Annotated in this window: 12 protein-coding genes; 2 read left to right on the plus strand and 10 right to left on the minus strand. The window is 70.3% G+C overall.

Annotated features, from left to right (window positions below; genetic code table 11):
- Positions 1-258 precede the first annotated feature (258 nt).
- Together AB0N16_RS00275 and AB0N16_RS00280 are read right to left on the minus strand one after the other, a co-directional pair.
- Positions 259-1,962 carry an LCP family protein gene (locus AB0N16_RS00275; RefSeq protein WP_365791450.1) on the minus strand — a complete coding sequence of 568 codons (1,704 nt, stop codon included), beginning with the start codon at positions 1,960-1,962 and terminating at the stop codon, positions 259-261.
- A gap of 237 nt (positions 1,963-2,199) precedes the next feature.
- Positions 2,200-2,562, minus strand: coding sequence for a metalloregulator ArsR/SmtB family transcription factor (locus AB0N16_RS00280; RefSeq protein ID WP_365791452.1), 363 nt, complete (start codon positions 2,560-2,562; stop codon positions 2,200-2,202).
- A 235-nt stretch (positions 2,563-2,797) separates the two neighbouring features.
- Here AB0N16_RS00280 and AB0N16_RS00285 point away from each other — a divergent pair, with 235 nt between their 5' ends.
- Together AB0N16_RS00285 and AB0N16_RS00290 are read left to right on the plus strand one after the other, a co-directional pair.
- The gene (locus AB0N16_RS00285; RefSeq protein WP_365791454.1) at positions 2,798-3,076 is read left to right on the plus strand and encodes a GlsB/YeaQ/YmgE family stress response membrane protein; all 279 of its coding nucleotides are present in this window, start codon (positions 2,798-2,800) and stop codon (positions 3,074-3,076) included.
- A 237-nt stretch (positions 3,077-3,313) separates the two neighbouring features.
- A complete protein-coding gene (locus AB0N16_RS00290; protein WP_365791456.1) occupies positions 3,314-3,994 on the plus strand; it encodes a hypothetical protein in 681 nt (226 codons plus the stop codon).
- A gap of 22 nt (positions 3,995-4,016) precedes the next feature.
- Here AB0N16_RS00290 and AB0N16_RS00295 read toward each other — a convergent pair whose 3' ends face one another.
- The 8 genes from AB0N16_RS00295 to AB0N16_RS00330 form a co-directional block, all read right to left on the minus strand.
- A complete protein-coding gene (locus AB0N16_RS00295; RefSeq protein WP_365791458.1) occupies positions 4,017-5,543 on the minus strand; it encodes an NCS1 family nucleobase:cation symporter-1 in 1,527 nt (508 codons plus the stop codon).
- 177 nt (positions 5,544-5,720) lie between these two features.
- Positions 5,721-6,740 carry a TIGR03842 family LLM class F420-dependent oxidoreductase gene (locus AB0N16_RS00300; RefSeq protein WP_365791460.1) on the minus strand — a complete coding sequence of 340 codons (1,020 nt, stop codon included), beginning with the start codon at positions 6,738-6,740 and terminating at the stop codon, positions 5,721-5,723.
- An 11-nt stretch (positions 6,741-6,751) separates the two neighbouring features.
- Entirely contained in the window at positions 6,752-8,155 is a 1,404-nt protein-coding gene (hydA, locus tag AB0N16_RS00305; RefSeq protein ID WP_365791462.1) for a dihydropyrimidinase, read from the minus strand.
- Between the two features lie 105 nt (positions 8,156-8,260).
- Positions 8,261-9,103: a nitrilase-related carbon-nitrogen hydrolase gene (locus AB0N16_RS00310; protein ID WP_365791464.1), complete on the minus strand. Its 843-nt coding sequence runs from the start codon at positions 9,101-9,103 to the stop codon at positions 8,261-8,263.
- A gap of 155 nt (positions 9,104-9,258) precedes the next feature.
- Positions 9,259-10,842, minus strand: a complete 1,584-nt coding sequence (locus AB0N16_RS00315; RefSeq protein ID WP_365791466.1) for a PucR family transcriptional regulator ligand-binding domain-containing protein — start codon at positions 10,840-10,842, stop codon at positions 9,259-9,261.
- Positions 10,843-10,962: 120 nt separating this feature from the next.
- Complete coding sequence (locus AB0N16_RS00320) at positions 10,963-12,246, minus strand: aspartate aminotransferase family protein (RefSeq protein WP_365791468.1); 1,284 nt, start codon at positions 12,244-12,246, stop codon at positions 10,963-10,965.
- The gene (locus AB0N16_RS00325) at positions 12,243-13,085 is read right to left on the minus strand and encodes a nitrilase-related carbon-nitrogen hydrolase (protein ID WP_365791470.1); all 843 of its coding nucleotides are present in this window, start codon (positions 13,083-13,085) and stop codon (positions 12,243-12,245) included. The genes AB0N16_RS00320 and AB0N16_RS00325 overlap by 4 nt, the downstream gene beginning before the upstream one ends.
- A gap of 137 nt (positions 13,086-13,222) precedes the next feature.
- A complete protein-coding gene (locus AB0N16_RS00330; protein WP_365791472.1) occupies positions 13,223-14,704 on the minus strand; it encodes a hypothetical protein in 1,482 nt (493 codons plus the stop codon).
- Positions 14,705-14,717: the final 13 nt, after the last annotated feature.

Consider the following 14,717-nt stretch of genomic DNA (forward strand, 5'->3'; position numbering starts at 1 on the left):
CGTCCTACCTGGTCGACCTGCCTCCTCCATACGAGTCGGATGCGGGCGCCGTTCAGTTCCCGGGATCTTCGCCGAAAGGGAGAGCGACGGAAGAGACGCGCCCCCGCAGGGACCAGGGGCGCACTTCGCACCGCAGGTCCGCGCCGCTGGCCGGCGGAGACCATGCCGACGGTCCCCTGGAGAGCGGGACGGGTGGTGGACCGCATCCCTCACCTCATCGCTCCGGCCGGTCGTCCCCCTCGTCCTGCCCTTCTTGTCCTAGCCCTCGTCCGAGTCGGGCTTCCCGCTCGCCGCCGCGTACGCCTGGGCCGGTGTCATCGCGACCCCGTTGAGGCTGACGGTCTTGTAGGGGCTGACCTTGGCGCAGGTCTTGGAGTCGTCGGCGGTCGAGGCGTTGGCGTTGGAGACCGCGGCCTTGGTGTCGCCGGAGCTGGCCGGGTAGCTGGTGCCGGTCGTCCAGTCGCTGCCGATGATCAGGGTCACGCCGGTGCCGGTGCCCTGCTTGACGTGCGAGCTGGGCACGTCCAGGGCCTTGGCGACGGTCTGTGCCTCGGCCTTGTCGCCGCTCCCGTAGGTCACGGTGGTCGTGGTCGCGGAGTCGGGCGCGTTGGCCGTGGTGGTACCGCTGCTGAAGCCCTGCGAGATCAGCGAGGTCGCGATCGCGGAGGCGCGGCCCGTGATGTCGGTGCCGTTCTCGACGGTCACCGCGATCTGGGCGGCGGGCACGGTCGAGGTGGTGGCCTTCGGCTTCGCGGTGGCCGCGGCGGCCGACGACTTCTTGCCGGAACTGGTGGTCAGCGACTGGTCGTTGGCCATGGTGGCGAACAGGTCCTTGGCGCCGGCGCCCACCACCACGCGGTTGCTGTTGGCCGGATCCGGGGCGGTCTGCATGGTGGTGAAGGTCATCCGCTTGGTCGGGACCTTGTTCACGTCGGCAGCCAGCGATATCAGCTTCTTGACGGTGCCGAGGCCGTCGTCCACGGTGAGCGCCTTGGTGGCGGCGTCGGCGAGCTTGTAGACCGCGGTGGGGTCGGTGAGTGTGCCCGCGCTCTTGAACTTGCGGATCATCGCGCTGAGGAAGATGTGCTGGGAGACGGTACGGCCGAGGTCGCTGCCGTCGCCGAAGCCGTGCCGGGAGCGGACGAACTCCAGCGCGGCCTCGCCCTTGAGGGTGTGGGCGCCCTTGGACAGCTTGAGGTGCGAGTAGGTGTCGTACACGTTGGAGTTGACGCACACGGAGACACCGCCGACCGCGTCGGACATCTTGACCACGCCCGAGAAGTCCAGCTTGACGAAGTGGTCGATGGTGATGCCGGTGAGCTGGTGGATCGTGTCGACCTGGCAGGCGGGCCCGTACTCGAGAGCACTGTTGACCTGGCCGTAGTAGCCGGGCGTGGACTGGCCGCTCGCGCTGTCCTTGCAGGCCGGCACGTTGACCATGGTGTCGCGGGGGATGCTCATGACCGTGGCGTTGGAGCGGTCCGCGGATATGTGGACGACCATCTCCACGTCCGCGTTGCCGTTGCCGGTCTGCACCCCGGTCGTCTTGCAGCCGCCGCCGAGCTTGCAGTCCTCGGTGCTGGTACGGCCGTCCGAGCCGATCACCAGGATGTTGATCGGGGTCCGGCCGAACGCGTCGGCCTTCTCGGTGCCGCCCTTGCCGTCCAGGGAGACGCTGTTGATGTTGCCGTTCAGGTGCTGGTAGAACCACCAGCCCGCGCCCGCGGTGACCAGGACCAGGACGGCGGTGACCAGGCCGACGATCTTCAGCGCCCGCCTGCCGCGGCCCGGCGGCTTGGCCCGTCGGGACCCTCTGCCGCCGCGGGATCTGGCCGCCTGCCGGGCCGCGGCCCGGCCACCGGTCGGGCGCGTCCCGTCGGGCAGGGCGCCACGCTGTCCGGGCACCCGGTCGGTGCGGCTCCGCGTGGCCTGCCCCCCCGGGCCGTCCCACGGGTCGGTCATCTTCCACTCCCATGAACGGGTTGGGCCCGCGGACAGTAAGGTCGTCCCGTACGCGGCGGTGTACGGGCAGGCGCGAGGTGGGCCCAGTTGGGTTGCGTGATTGCGCAATCTAACAAACCCACAGCCCGAGCAGCACGGATCCCGCCCGATTTCACAGGTGAGTGATCTCATGGAAACGCGCCGGCACCTCCGCGGAACGCCGGGAGCGCCCGCGCCGTCAGGTCCGCCCCGGCGCCCTCAGACCCCGGCCTCGCGCAACCGGCGCACCGGCGCCGGGACTTGGTGCGAGCGGGCGGTGAGCTGGCCGACGGCCACCCGCACCACGGTCACGATGTCCGGATCGTCCACATAGTAGATCTGCCGGCGCCCCTCCCTGCGGGACCGCACCAGACCGGCGAGCTTGAGCTTGGCCAGGTGCTGGCTGACCGCGGGCAGGGCGCCGCCGACCCGGTCGGCGAGGCAGGTCACGTCGCTCTCGCCCTGGGACAGCGCCCACATGAGGTGCAGCCGGGCCGGCGAGGCGAGCAGCCCGAACACCGCGGCCGCCTCCGTCAGCACCCCGTCGGAGGGGTCCGTGAAGCCACCGATGTCCTCCCCCACAGCCCGCTCCTCCCCTCACAGTCGTCGCACAGAAGCACACTCAGTGTAGGCGTTCGATCACTGACCCCTGCGAGCCTCCCCGCAAAGTCCTCCACGTGTTCCCGGCATTGTCATGAGCGGGTGACAGATCATCGACGGCTCGGCGTCAGGCACCCCGCACGGCCTCCTCCGTTCATAAGCTTGCGCAACAAGGCAACTGAGCAAGACACCACCCCGTACCGGGAGGACAACGAACGTGGGCATCATCAGCTGGATCATCCTCGGCCTCCTCGCCGGAGCCATCGCCAAGGTCCTGCTGCCCGGCCGTGACCCGGGTGGCCTGATCGGCACCACCCTCATCGGCATCGCGGGCGCCTTCGTCGGCGGCTGGCTCTCGACCCGCCTCCTCGACCGCCCGGTGGAGAAGCAGTTCTTCGACCTCTACACCTGGGGCGCCGCGATCGCCGGCTCCCTGGTCCTCCTCGTCGGCTACCGGCTGCTGTTCGGCAACTCGCGCGACCGCGCGCGGCGGTGACTCCGGTCACCTTCCAGAGCCGGACGCAGTCCCGACATTCCGGAAGTACGGGGACCGGGGCCACACGACATTCCGGATGTACGGGGACGGGCCCGCGGGCCTCGTCAACAGGGCGTAAGTGCCTGTCGCACAGGCAAGGCGCCGATTCCACTTCCACCCCACAGTGACTCGTGTGACACTGGCGTCCCGTCCGCAGTGTGGACACCTCGGCACACCGTCCCCCACGAGAAGTGCGACTTGCGTTCTCTACCACTGCCACTCGCCCTCACCGCGCGCCTGACGCCGGTCGCCGTGCTCGCCTGTGCGGGCTGGGCGATGTCGTCGGGTCCGGACAAGACGTCCACCGTCACCTCCGGTGACACCTCGACCCAGCAGACGGCCAGTCAGTCGGCGAGCGACGGCCCGTCGTCGTCCACTACGTCGACGGCGGCCACCAAGACGTACGCCGCCGCGCCCGCACCCTGCGGCAGCATCCCGGTGGCCACCATCAAGTCGCTGGTTCCGGGCGCGAAGACGGCCGGCAAGGAGATCCCCTCCACGGACACCAAACTGCGCCGCACCTGCTCCTGGAACGCGCTCAAGGGGTACGACTACCGCTGGCTCGACGTCTCCTTCGAGATCATGGAAACGGACGCGGCGGCGGCGAAGGAGTACAAGCAGCGGGTCGCGGAGAAGAGCGGCGGCGGGGCCGTGCCGGGGCTCGGTGACAACGGCTACTCGGTGGTGAACCTCACCACCGAGGACAAGCAGCAGACCCGTGAGGGCGTGGTGATGGCCCAGGTCTCCAACGCGCTGGTGGTCGTCACCTACAACGGCAGCGACTTCGAGAGCAAGAAGGCGCCGGACACGGACGAGATCAACAAGGGCGCCATCAAGGCGGCGAAGAGCGCGGTGACCGCGCTGAAGGGCAGCCAGTAACCGATCTGGCCGCCCTTCGCGCTCATGCCTCTTCGGTGGTGCGCCTCGTCAGCAGGGTCAGTCCGACGTACAGCACCAGGGACGTGCCGAGGCCGACCGCCCAGCCGTAGTCGGCGAGCGAGGACAGGGCCGGGATCGGGCGGCCGTCGAACAGCGGTTTGAAGCTGGCGCCGCCTACGGCGAGGACACCGCCGACGAGGAAGGCGACGACCGCCCGCCAGTTCCAGCCGCCGTCGTACCAGTAACGACCGCCCGTGCGGTACAGGTCGGTCAGGTCGAGGCGGGTGCGGCGCAGCAGCCAGTAGTCGGCGATGAGGATGCCGGCGACCGTGCCGAGCAGACCGCCGACCAGGCCGAGCCAGGTGAAGATGTAGCCCTGCGGGTCGGAGTACAGCTTCCACGGGAAGATCACCACACCGAGCACGCAGGTGATCAGGGCGCCGGTACGGAAACTGATCTTCCGGGGCGCGATGTTGGAGAAGTCGAACGACGGCGACACCAGGTTGGCCGCGATGTTCACGGACAGGGTCGCCACGAGGACGGTGACCAGGGCGTAGAGCAGCCCGACCACGTTGTCCGTCTTGGCGGCCAGCTGGACCGGGTCCCAGATCGGCGCGCCGTACACGGCCTGGGAACCGGAGGTCACCAGGACCGACAGGAACGCGAACAGGGTCATCGTGGTCGGCAGGCCGAGGGCCTGGCCCCAGGTCTGCGCCTTCTGGCTCTTGCCGTACCTGGTGAAGTCGGGGATGTTCAGGCTCAGGGTGGACCAGAAGCCGATCATGCCCATCAGCGAGGGCCAGAACAGCTTCCAGAAGTCGCCGCCCCAGCCGAGCTTGGAGGGCTGGTCGAAGAGCGGGCCGAGACCGCCGGCCTTGTTGCTCATCCAGACCAGCATCACGACCGCGCCGACGATCACGAAGGGCGCGGCCCAGTTCTCGAAGCGGCGGATGGTCTCCATGCCCCGGTAGATGATGGCGACCTGGAGCGCCCAGAAGAGTGCGAACGACAGCCACATGGTCCAGGCGTAGCCGCCGATGTGCGAGGCGTTCGCCCAGCTGTCGCCGATGAGCTTGCCGGCGAGGAAGTAGATGGCCTCGCCGCCGATCCAGGTCTGGATGCCGAACCAGCCGCAGGCCACCAGCGCCCGTACGACGGCGGGGAGGTTGGCGCCGCGTACGCCGAAGCTGGCACGGGCGAAGACCGGGAACGGGATGCCGTACTTCGGTCCGGCGTGCCCGGTGAGCAGCATCGGGACGAGGACGATCAGGTTGGCCAGGGCGATGGTGAACACGGCCTGTTTCCAGTCCATGCCGACCGCGATCAGCCCGGAGGCGAGGGTCCATGAGGCCGTGTTGTGGGCCATGCCGACCCAGAGCGCGGAGAAGTTGTACGTGGTCCAGGTGCGCTTTTCGACGGGGACCGGGAGCAGGTCCTCGTTGGCGTAGGGACCGGTCGGCGGCGGGGAGCCCGGGGCGAGCTCGACGCGCCCGTCGGAGGTGGTGAGTTGGCCGGACGGCGGTATGGCCGTGGGAGCGGTGTCGGTCATGGGCAGGCCAATCGGGAGGAGACGGGACGGGAGAAAGGCCGTGCGGGTGGCGTCGAGGGGGGAGGTGAGCGGGGGGTGTGGGGACCCCCTTCCCGGGACGGCGGGAAGGGGGAGATGGGAAGGGGGGAGATGGGAAGGGGGGAGATGGGAAGGGGGAGATCAACCGGGGTGCGGGGATCAACCGTTGAGGGCCGGGATGACCTTGCTCCCGTACGCGTCGATGGTGGCTTCCTGCGCGTCGTGCATGTCGTAGACGGCGAACTGGTCGACGCCCAGCTCACGCAGCGCGTTCAGCTTCTCGATGTGCTTCTCGGCCGGTCCGATGACGCAGAACCGGTCGACGATCTCGTCGGGTACGAACTCGGTGTCGGGGTTGCCACTGCGCCCGTGGTGCGCATAGTCGTACCCCTGCCGGGACTTGATGTAGTCGGTGAGTTCCTCGGGGACCTGGGAGGAGTGCTCGCCGTACTTGGCGACCAGGTCGGCCACGTGGTTGCCGACCATCCCGCCGAACCAGCGGCACTGGTCGCGGGCGTGCGCCAGGGCCTCGGGCGAGTCGTCCTCGGTGACGTACGCCGGGGCGGCGACACAGATCCTGACCTCGGACGGGTCACGTCCGGCGGCCACCGCCGCGTCCTTCACCGCCTTCACCATGTACTCGGTGAGGTAGGGGTCGGAGAGCTGGAGGATGAAGCCGTCCGCCTCCTCGCCGGTCATCTTGAGCGCCTTCGGGCCGTACGCGGCCATCCAGACGGGGAGTTCGGCACCGGGCCTGATCCACGGGAACCGAACCACCGTGCCCCCCAGGTCGGCCTCCTCGCCCCGGCCCAGCGCCCGGATGACCTTCATGGCCTCGCTGATCCGGGCGAGGGTGTTGGGCTTGCGTCCGGCCACCCGCATCGCGGAGTCGCCGCGGCCGATGCCGCAGACCGTGCGGTTGCCGAACATGTCGTTGAGGGTGGCGAAGGTGGAGGCGGTGACCTCCCAGGTGCGGGTGCCCGGGTTGGTGACCATCGGCCCGACGGTCAGCTTCGTCGTGTTGGCGAGGATCTGGCTGTAGATCACGAACGGTTCCTGCCAGAGCACGGCGGAGTCGAAGGTCCAGCCGTAGGAGAAGCCGTTGCGTTCGGCCCGCTTCATCAGGCTGATGACACGGGAGGCCGGCGGGTCGGTCTGCAGGACGAGTCCGAAGTCCATGGGCGCCACTCCTAGTTGAGGTACTGACTGGTGGAGCGCGGGGTGTAGACGCCGTGCCCGGCGTGTCCGGTGTACTCCCGCTCGGTGATGACGAGTTCGCCGCGCGAGAGGACCGTCTCGACCCGGCCGGTGAGCCGCTTGCCCTCGTACGCCGAGTAGTCGACGTTCATGTGGTGGGTCTCGGCGGAGACGATCTGCTCGGCGTGCGGGTCGTAGATGACGACGTCGGCGTCGGCACCCGGGGTGATGGTGCCCTTCTTCGGGTACATCCCGAACATCCGGGCCGGGGCGGCGCAGGCGATCTCGATCCAGCGGCGGCGCGAGATGTGCCCGTCGACGACGGCCTGGTGGAGCAGGTCCATGCGGTTCTCGACGCCGGGCAGGCCGTTGGGGATCTTCGAGAAGTCGCCTCGTCCCAGCTCCTTCTGGCCCACGAAGCAGAAGGGGCAGTGGTCGGTGGAGACCACCTGGAGGTCGTTGGTGCGCAGGCCCTGCCAGAGCTTGGCCTGGTGCTCCTTGGGCCTGAGCGGGGTCGAGCACACGTACTTCGAGCCCTCGAAGTCGGGCTCGGCGAGGTTGTCGGTCGACAGGAACAGGTACTGCGGGCAGGTCTCGCCGAAGACGGGCAGCCCCTCGTCCCGTGCCCGCGCCAGCTCGGCCACCGCCTCCATGGCCGAGACGTGCACGACGTACAGCGGGGCGCCGGCCACCTGCGCGAGCTTGATGGCCCGGTGCGTGGCCTCGGCTTCGAGCAGAGCCTTGCGCACCTCCCCGTGGTAGCGGGGGTCGGTCTCACCGCGGGCCAGGGCCTGCTCCACCAGCACGTCGATGGCGATGCCGTTCTCGGCGTGCATCATGATCAGGCCGCCGTTCTCGGCGGAGCGCTGCATGGCGCGCAGGATCTGGCCGTCGTCGGAGTAGAAGACCCCCGGGTAGGCCATGAACTGCTTGAAGGAGGTCACCCCCTCCTCGACCAGCAGGTCCATCTCCTTGAGCGTCTCCTGGTTCACATCGGAGACGATCATGTGGAAGCCGTAGTCGATCGCGCAGTTGCCCTCGGCCTTGGCGTGCCAGGCGTCCAGGCCCTCGCGCAGGCTGTGGCCGACGCTCTGCACCGCGAAGTCGACGATCGTCGTCGTACCGCCCCAGGCGGCGGCCCGGGTGCCGGTCTCGAAGGTGTCGGAGGCGAAGGTGCCGCCGAACGGCAGCTCCATGTGGGTGTGGGCGTCGACGCCGCCCGGGATCACGTACTTGCCGGTGGCGTCGATGCTTCGCTCGGCGGTGAAGGCCTCGGCGGCGGGGGTTCCGGAGGCGGCGAGGGCGGCGATACGGCCGTCCTCGATCAGGACGTCGGCGTGGATCTCGTCGGACGCGGTGATGACGAGTCCGCCACGGATTACTGTCCGGCCGGTCATGGGGTCCTCTCCTTCGTGGTCATGTGCGGGTCCGACGGTGGCTGGTCGCGCCCACGCGGCGGCAGCCGCATATTCAGTGCCGCCCCGTGCCCCTATGGGGCGCGTCTACGGAGCCGTCAGCGGTCCGTACGCGTCCGGGCGGCGGTCCCGGAAGAACTGCCAGCGGTCGCGTACCTCGCGCAGCTTGGCCAGGTCCAGGTCGCGCACGACGAGTTCGGTCTCCTTGTCGGAGGCCACCTCGCCGACGAACTGGCCCTCCGGGTCCACGAAGTACGAGGTCCCGTAGAAGTCGTTGTCGCCCAGGTCCTCCACGCCGACGCGGTTGATCGCGCCGACGAAGTACTCGTTGGCGACGGCCGCCGCCGGCTGCTCCAACTGCCAGAGGTAGCGGGAGAGTCCGCGCGAGGTGGCCGACGGGTTGAAGACGATCTCCGCACCGCCGAGGCCCAACGCCCGCCAGCCCTCGGGGAAGTGCCGGTCGTAGCAGATGTAGACGCCGATCTTCCCGACTGCGGTCTCGAAGACCGGCCAGCCCGCGTTCCCCGGGCGGAAGTAGAACTTCTCCCAGAAGCCGGGCACCTGGGGGATGTGGTGCTTTCGGTACTTGCCGAGGTAGGAGCCGTCCGCGTCGATCACGGCCGCGGTGTTGTAGAGCACGCCGGGCTGCTCCTCCTCGTACACCGGCAGGATCAGGACGATGCCCAGCTCCCGGGCGAGGGCCTGGAAACGCTGGACGACCGGGCCGTCCGGTACCTGCTCGGCGTACTCGTAGAACGCCTTGTCCTGGACCTGGCAGAAGTACGGTCCATAGAACAGTTCCTGGAAGCACAGGACCTGGGCGCCCTGCGCGGCCGCGTCGCGGGCCGCCTGCTCGTGGACCTGGATCATCGACTCCTTGTCGCCGGTCCAGGCGGTCTGGAACAGGGCGGCACGAATCACTCGGCTCATCGGGACCTCCGGTCGCTCGGTGTGCGAGGAGCCTAGGAAGTCCGAAAGCGGGCTTTGAGTGGCACGGTGTCACGTCTGCGGGCGCTCCGCGTGTCACCGTGTCACGCGCTCGTCGGCTCATGTTTCACCGCCGTTTTCCCAGGTCGTCGCATGTTTCACCGCTGTTGCGCATCATGTGCGAGGAGTGCGATGTGCACGGAGGCCGCCTGTTCGAAGTCGTCGAGGTCGACGCCGAGCCGGGCCTGTATCGCCTCCAGCCGGCGGTACAGCGCGGGCCGCGAGACGTGGTGCAGCTGGGCGGTGCGGGACTTGTTGCGGCCGGTGGCGAGATACGTCCGCAGGACGCCAAGCAGGTCCTGGTCGACGCCCTTTCCGCACAGCAGCCCGTCCAGCTCGCGCTCGGCGAAGGACTGGACGTGCGGGTCGTCGCGGAGCAGCCGGATCAGGCCCCGCAGGTGTACGTCCTTGAGCCGTACGACGGGTGGCAGGTCGAGGGCGTCGGAGGAGTCGGCGACGGCGTCGGCCACGTGCTGGGCCTCGCGCAGGCCGGCGGGCACGTCGTCCCAGGCGGTACGGGGGCCCGCGGCGGCGACCACCGCCCGCGGCTCGGCCGCCTCGCCGTGCAGCCGGACGGCGAAGTGCGTGGCGAGGGCGTCGGCGTCCTGGTCGCGGGCGAGGCTGAGCAGGACGGCGGTGACACGTTCGGTGAGCTCGGCGACGAGTCCGGGCAGCCCCAGCAGGCGGAGGGTTCTCTCCAGTTGGGCCGGTTCGGCGTCCCGTACCACGAGGGGGACGAAGGTCCGCCGGTTGACCGGCAGTCCGGCCGCCCGCGCCCGGGGCAGCAGCTGCCGGGCCGGTACGACCCCGGAGACCAGGTCGGTCAGCAGGCTCTGCGCGGACTGTTCCTCCCAGCTGTGGGCGGAGCCGCCGCCGAGCATGCGGTGCAGGACGAGGGCCTCGGCGCCGCGGTCGGCGAGCAGCCGCCCGGTGGCGGTGTCGCCGCGGTAGCCGCAGAGCATGATCTGGCCCCAGCGCTCCCCGCGGCCACCGAGTTCGGCACGGATCCAGCCGTCGCCCTCGCCACCGCCGGCCTGCCGGGCGATGCGCTCCCAGTCGCGCAGCACGTCGTCCACGGCCGACCGCTCACCCGCGGTGGCCAGCACCCGGTGCGCGAGGTTGGTGACGACGACCGGGCAGGCGCTGTGCACCGCGACCTCGTCGAGGAGGCGTTGCAGGGGGGCACCGGCGGTGATGAGGCCGGTGAGGGCGGTACGGACCGACTCGGAGAGGCTGACGGCGGCGAACTTCCGCCGTACCAGCCGGGACTGGACCTCCTCCGTCAGCTCGGCGAAGGGGAAGGGGCGGTGCAGGACCACCAGGGGGAGGCCGCAGCGGTCCGCCGCGCGGCGCATGGCGTCGGGTGGGGACGGGAAGGCGCGGCCGAGGCCGAGGACGACCGCGGCGGCCTCGGCCCGGTGCAGGGACTGGATGTACTCGGCCTGTTTGTGCGCGTCGTCCGCCAGGAGGACGCCGGTGGTGAGGACCATCTCGCCGCCGGTGAGCATGACGCCGACGTCGGGTGCCTCGGCCACGTGCACCCAGCGGACGGGGCGGTCGAGGTGGGTGGCACCGGCGACCACCTCGGGGTCGCCGGCGAGGACCCGTTCCAGGGCCAGGATCTGACGGACCGACAGTATGGGGCTGTCTGTGGTGTTCGGGGGATCCCAAGTGGCGGTCATCTTGCGTGGTCCCTTGGTCGGGTTCGGTGCGTTCGGGGGACTGCGGGCCGGTGGGGGCTGGTCGCGCCCGCGCGGCGGTAGCCGCATATCCGAAACAGCCCCGCGCCCCTGTGGGGCGCTTCAGTAGGCGCTTCTCAGAGCGCTTTCCAGGATCGCCGCGCCTTCCTCCGCCTCCGCCACCGTCAGCGACAACGGCGGGGCGATACGCAACGCGCTCGTGTTGTGGCCGCCGCCCTTGCCGATCAGGAGGCCGGCTTGGCGCGCCGCTTCCAGGACCGCCGACGCGGACGTGGGGTCGGCCTCGTCCGTGCCGGGCTTGACCAGTTCGACGCCGATCATCAGGCCGCGGCCCCGGACCTCGCGTACGCCGGGCAGCTGGGCGGCGACCGCGCGGAGGCGTTCGATGAGGAGGCCGCCGACGCGGCGGGCGTTGCCCTGGAGATCGTGGTCCAGGAGGTACGACAGGTTGGCGAGGCCCGCCGCCATGGTGATCTGGGTGCCGCCGAACGTCGAGATGCTGTTGGAGTCCAGGCAGTTCATGATCTCGGAGCGGGCGATCACCCCGCCGATGGACATGCCGTTGCCGATGCCCTTGGCGAAGGTGACGATGTCCGGCGGGCCGCTCTGGCCGTGTGCCTGCCAGCCCCAGAAGTGCTCGCCGGTGCGGCCCCAGCCGGTCTGCACCTCGTCGGCGATCCAGAGGATGCCCTGCTCCTGGAGGACCTTGCGGAAGGCCGCGTACAGCCCGTCGGGCGGGGAGGTGAAGCCGCCGACGCCCTGGATGGGCTCGGCGATCAGCGCGGCCGGCGGGCGGGTATGGCCGAGGAGGTCGCGCAGATCGTCGACGCAGGCCGCGATGAAGTCCCGGTCGTTCAGCTCGGCGAACGGGCCACGGGTGCGGACGCCGCCGTGGACGTACAGCGTCTGGAGGGGCGAGAGGGAGGTCGGGGACCAGCCCTTGTTGCCGGTGATGCCGACGGCGCTGAAGGAGCGGCCGTGGTAGCTGTTGCGCATCGCCAGGACGGTGTTGGTCCGGCGGTAGGTGGTCGCGAGCAGCAGGGCGGTGTCGTTGGCCTCGGTGCCGGAGGTGGTGAAGAAGACCCGGGCGTCCGGGATGCCGCTCAAGTGGGCCACCCGTTCGGCCAGTTCGACCATGGGGCGGTTCAGGTAGAGCGTGGAGGAGTGGATGATCCGGCCGGCCTGCTCGCTCACCGCCTTCGTCACCTCGGGGAGCGCGTGCGCGGTCATCGTGGTGAGGATGCCGCCGAAGAAGTCGAGGTAGCGGTTGCCGTCCGCGTCCCAGACATGCCGGCCCTCGCCGTGCGTGATCTCCAGCGGCTCGTCGTAGTAGAGGGCCAGCCAGTCGGGCAGGACCTGGCGGTGGCGGGCGAAGAGGTCGTTCACGGCTGTACCAGCCCTTCGTAGGCGTCGGGACGGCGGTCGCGGTAGAAGGCCCACTGCTGCCGTACTTCTTCGATCAGGTCGAAGTCGAGGTCACGGACGACGAGTTCCTCGCTCTTGTCGCTCGCCACCTCCCCCACGAACTGCCCACGTGGATCGACGAAATAGCTTGTGCCGTAGAAGTCGTTGTCGCCGTACTCCTCCTGGCCCACCCGGTTGATGGCGGCGATGAAGTACTCGTTGGCGACGGCGGCCGCGGGCTGCTCCAGCTGCCAGAGGTAGGCCGACAGGCCGCGCGAGGTGGCCGACGGGTTGTAGACCAACTGGGCGCCGTTGAGACCGAGTTGCCGCCAGCCCTCCGGGAAGTGGCGGTCGTAGCAGATGTACACGCCGACCTTGCCGACGGCGGTGTCGAAGACCGGCCAGCCGACGTTGCCGGGCTTGAAGTAGTACTTCTCCCAGAAGCCCTTGACCTGCGGGATGTGGTGCTTGCGGTACTTGCCGAGGACGCTGCCGTCGGCGTCGATCACAACGGCGGTGTTGTAGTAGAACCCGGACTGCTCGACCTCGAAGACCGGGACGACGATCACCATGCCGGTCTCGCGGGCCAGTTCCTGCATACGACGGACCGTGGGGCCGTCCGGGACCGGCTCGGCCCAGCGGTAGTGCTCGGGTTCCTGGACCTGGCAGAAGTAGGGGGCGTTGAAGACTTCCTGAAATCCGATGATCTTCGCACCCCGGCGGGCCGCCTCGCGGGCGTGCACCTCGTGTTTCGCCACCATGGACTCGGTGTCGCCGGTCCAGGTGGCCTGGACCAGAGCGGCGCGTACGACGTTGGCCATGAGCTGCTCCTTCTACGCCCGTAGAGGGTCGAAAGTAAGCCTCCTCGGAGTCCTTGCCAAGACCATCGTCGTTAAGCCGCCGAGTCGATCTCGTTTCTAACCTGGCTGGCGGACGCGGGGGCCGATGCGCACGTCCGTCAGGACGTGAGGCCTGCCACCCTGAGCGCGTGCAGCAGGTCCCAGTGGCGTTGGTCCGAGATCGCCTGGGCCGAGCGGAGGAGCAGCGGAACCAGTCGGTGCGGGTCGGGTTCCGCGCTGTGCGCCGCCTCCTCCGGGGTGCGGACCTGGACGTAGGTGTCCAGCAGGGCCCGGACCTCGCGGTGGCGGCCCGCCGCGTCCAGGGCGAGGACGGCCTCGCCGATCTCGGTGGCGGGGCGGACGACGCCCTGCCGGAGGATCTGGCGGCCGTCGGCGGTCCGGCCCGCGGCGGTCAGGGCATCGGCGGCCGCCACCAGCCGGGCGGGCGGCAACGAGGCCGTCTCCCAGAGCAGCGTGGTCCAGTCGACGCCGAGCCCGGCCCGCTGGAGGGCGTCCGCGAGCAGGGGGAACCGGGCGGCGGGCCACTGCGCGGCCTCGGCCAGGAGCGCGTGGGCCTCGCCGGTACGGCCCTCGCCTCGGAGTCGTTCGAGTCGCGCCACGGCCCCCGCCACGGCCTGTGCCGCCTCCTGGTCGGCCTGCTCCACCACCGGCTCCGGTCGCGCCGGTGCCTCGGCGGCCCCGGCGAACCGGGCCCCGCGCGGGGTGCGACGGCCGGCGGGGGCCCCGGGTACGGCCGCCTCCGGTGTCTGCGGTACGGCGGCGGGCGCGGTTTCGTCCTCCGCCATGCCGGCGAATCGGGCACTGCCCCGTCGCCGCTTGCGCTGCTTGGCCGGAGCGGGAGCGGCGGCCGGGGCTTCGGGCGTCTCCGGCGCGGGAGACGGTGGGGCCGCGCCGCCGTCGGGCGTGCCCCCGTCCGAGTGGCCGCGCGTCGTCGCACCGGACGCGTGCGCGGTCGGTGCGGCGGCCGGGCCGGTCACGGACGCGTGCGCGGTCGGTGCGGCGGCCGGGCCGGTCATGGACGTCTGCGCGGCCGCTTCGGCGGCCGGGCCGGGAGACGGCGGCCTCAGCTCGGCCTGCTGCTCCAACCGCCCCATCCTGGACCGGAGTTCGACACATCTGGCGGAGGCCCGTTCGTGGTCGTCGCGGGCCCAGGCGAGGTCGATGTCGAGGGACTCGGCCTCCTCGCGGGAGTGCGCGGAGCTGTACGCGCGGCCGAGCTGGGCAAGCCGTTCGGCGGCGTAGCGCTGTTCGCGGAGCATGACGTCGAGGCGGTCGCTCAGGTCCTGCCGGGCACCCGGCCGGGCGTCGTACGCGGCGAGGGCGCCGGCGTGCAGCTGCCGGGCCTGCCCGGCCGCACGGGCGGCGGCCTCGGGACCGTAGGCGGTCGCGAGGTCCTGGAGAAGCGCCTCCACGATGTCCCAGGGCGGCACCTCCCGCCCACCCAGGTAGGCCTGCATGCCGTCGGGGTCGCGCTGCCAGAACACCGCGCACCAGCCGGCGCCCTGGTCCAGGCGCGCCAGCAGGCCGTTGAGGTAGTTCGCGAACTCCCGTACCCGGCCCGGGAGCTGATCCACAGTCATCGCTCGACTCCCG

The organism is Streptomyces sp. NPDC051105 (genome assembly GCF_040682795.1).
Taxonomy (GTDB): Bacteria; Actinomycetota; Actinomycetes; order Streptomycetales; family Streptomycetaceae; genus Streptomyces.

Bases quoted from the DNA above. Each gene is read 5' to 3' on its own strand.
- AB0N16_RS00275 (WP_365791450.1), bottom strand. From the start codon at position 1,962: ATGACCGACCCGTGGGACGGCCCGGGGGGGCAGGCCACGCGGAGCCGC.
- AB0N16_RS00295 (WP_365791458.1), bottom strand. From the start codon at position 5,543: ATGACCGACACCGCTCCCACGGCCATACCGCCGTCCGGCCAACTCACC.
- AB0N16_RS00300 (WP_365791460.1), bottom strand. From the start codon at position 6,740: ATGGACTTCGGACTCGTCCTGCAGACCGACCCGCCGGCCTCCCGTGTC.
- hydA (WP_365791462.1), bottom strand. From the start codon at position 8,155: ATGACCGGCCGGACAGTAATCCGTGGCGGACTCGTCATCACCGCGTCC.
- AB0N16_RS00310 (WP_365791464.1), bottom strand. From the start codon at position 9,103: ATGAGCCGAGTGATTCGTGCCGCCCTGTTCCAGACCGCCTGGACCGGC.
- AB0N16_RS00315 (WP_365791466.1), bottom strand. From the start codon at position 10,842: ATGACCGCCACTTGGGATCCCCCGAACACCACAGACAGCCCCATACTG.
- AB0N16_RS00325 (WP_365791470.1), bottom strand. From the start codon at position 13,085: ATGGCCAACGTCGTACGCGCCGCTCTGGTCCAGGCCACCTGGACCGGC.
- AB0N16_RS00330 (WP_365791472.1), bottom strand. From the start codon at position 14,704: ATGACTGTGGATCAGCTCCCGGGCCGGGTACGGGAGTTCGCGAACTAC.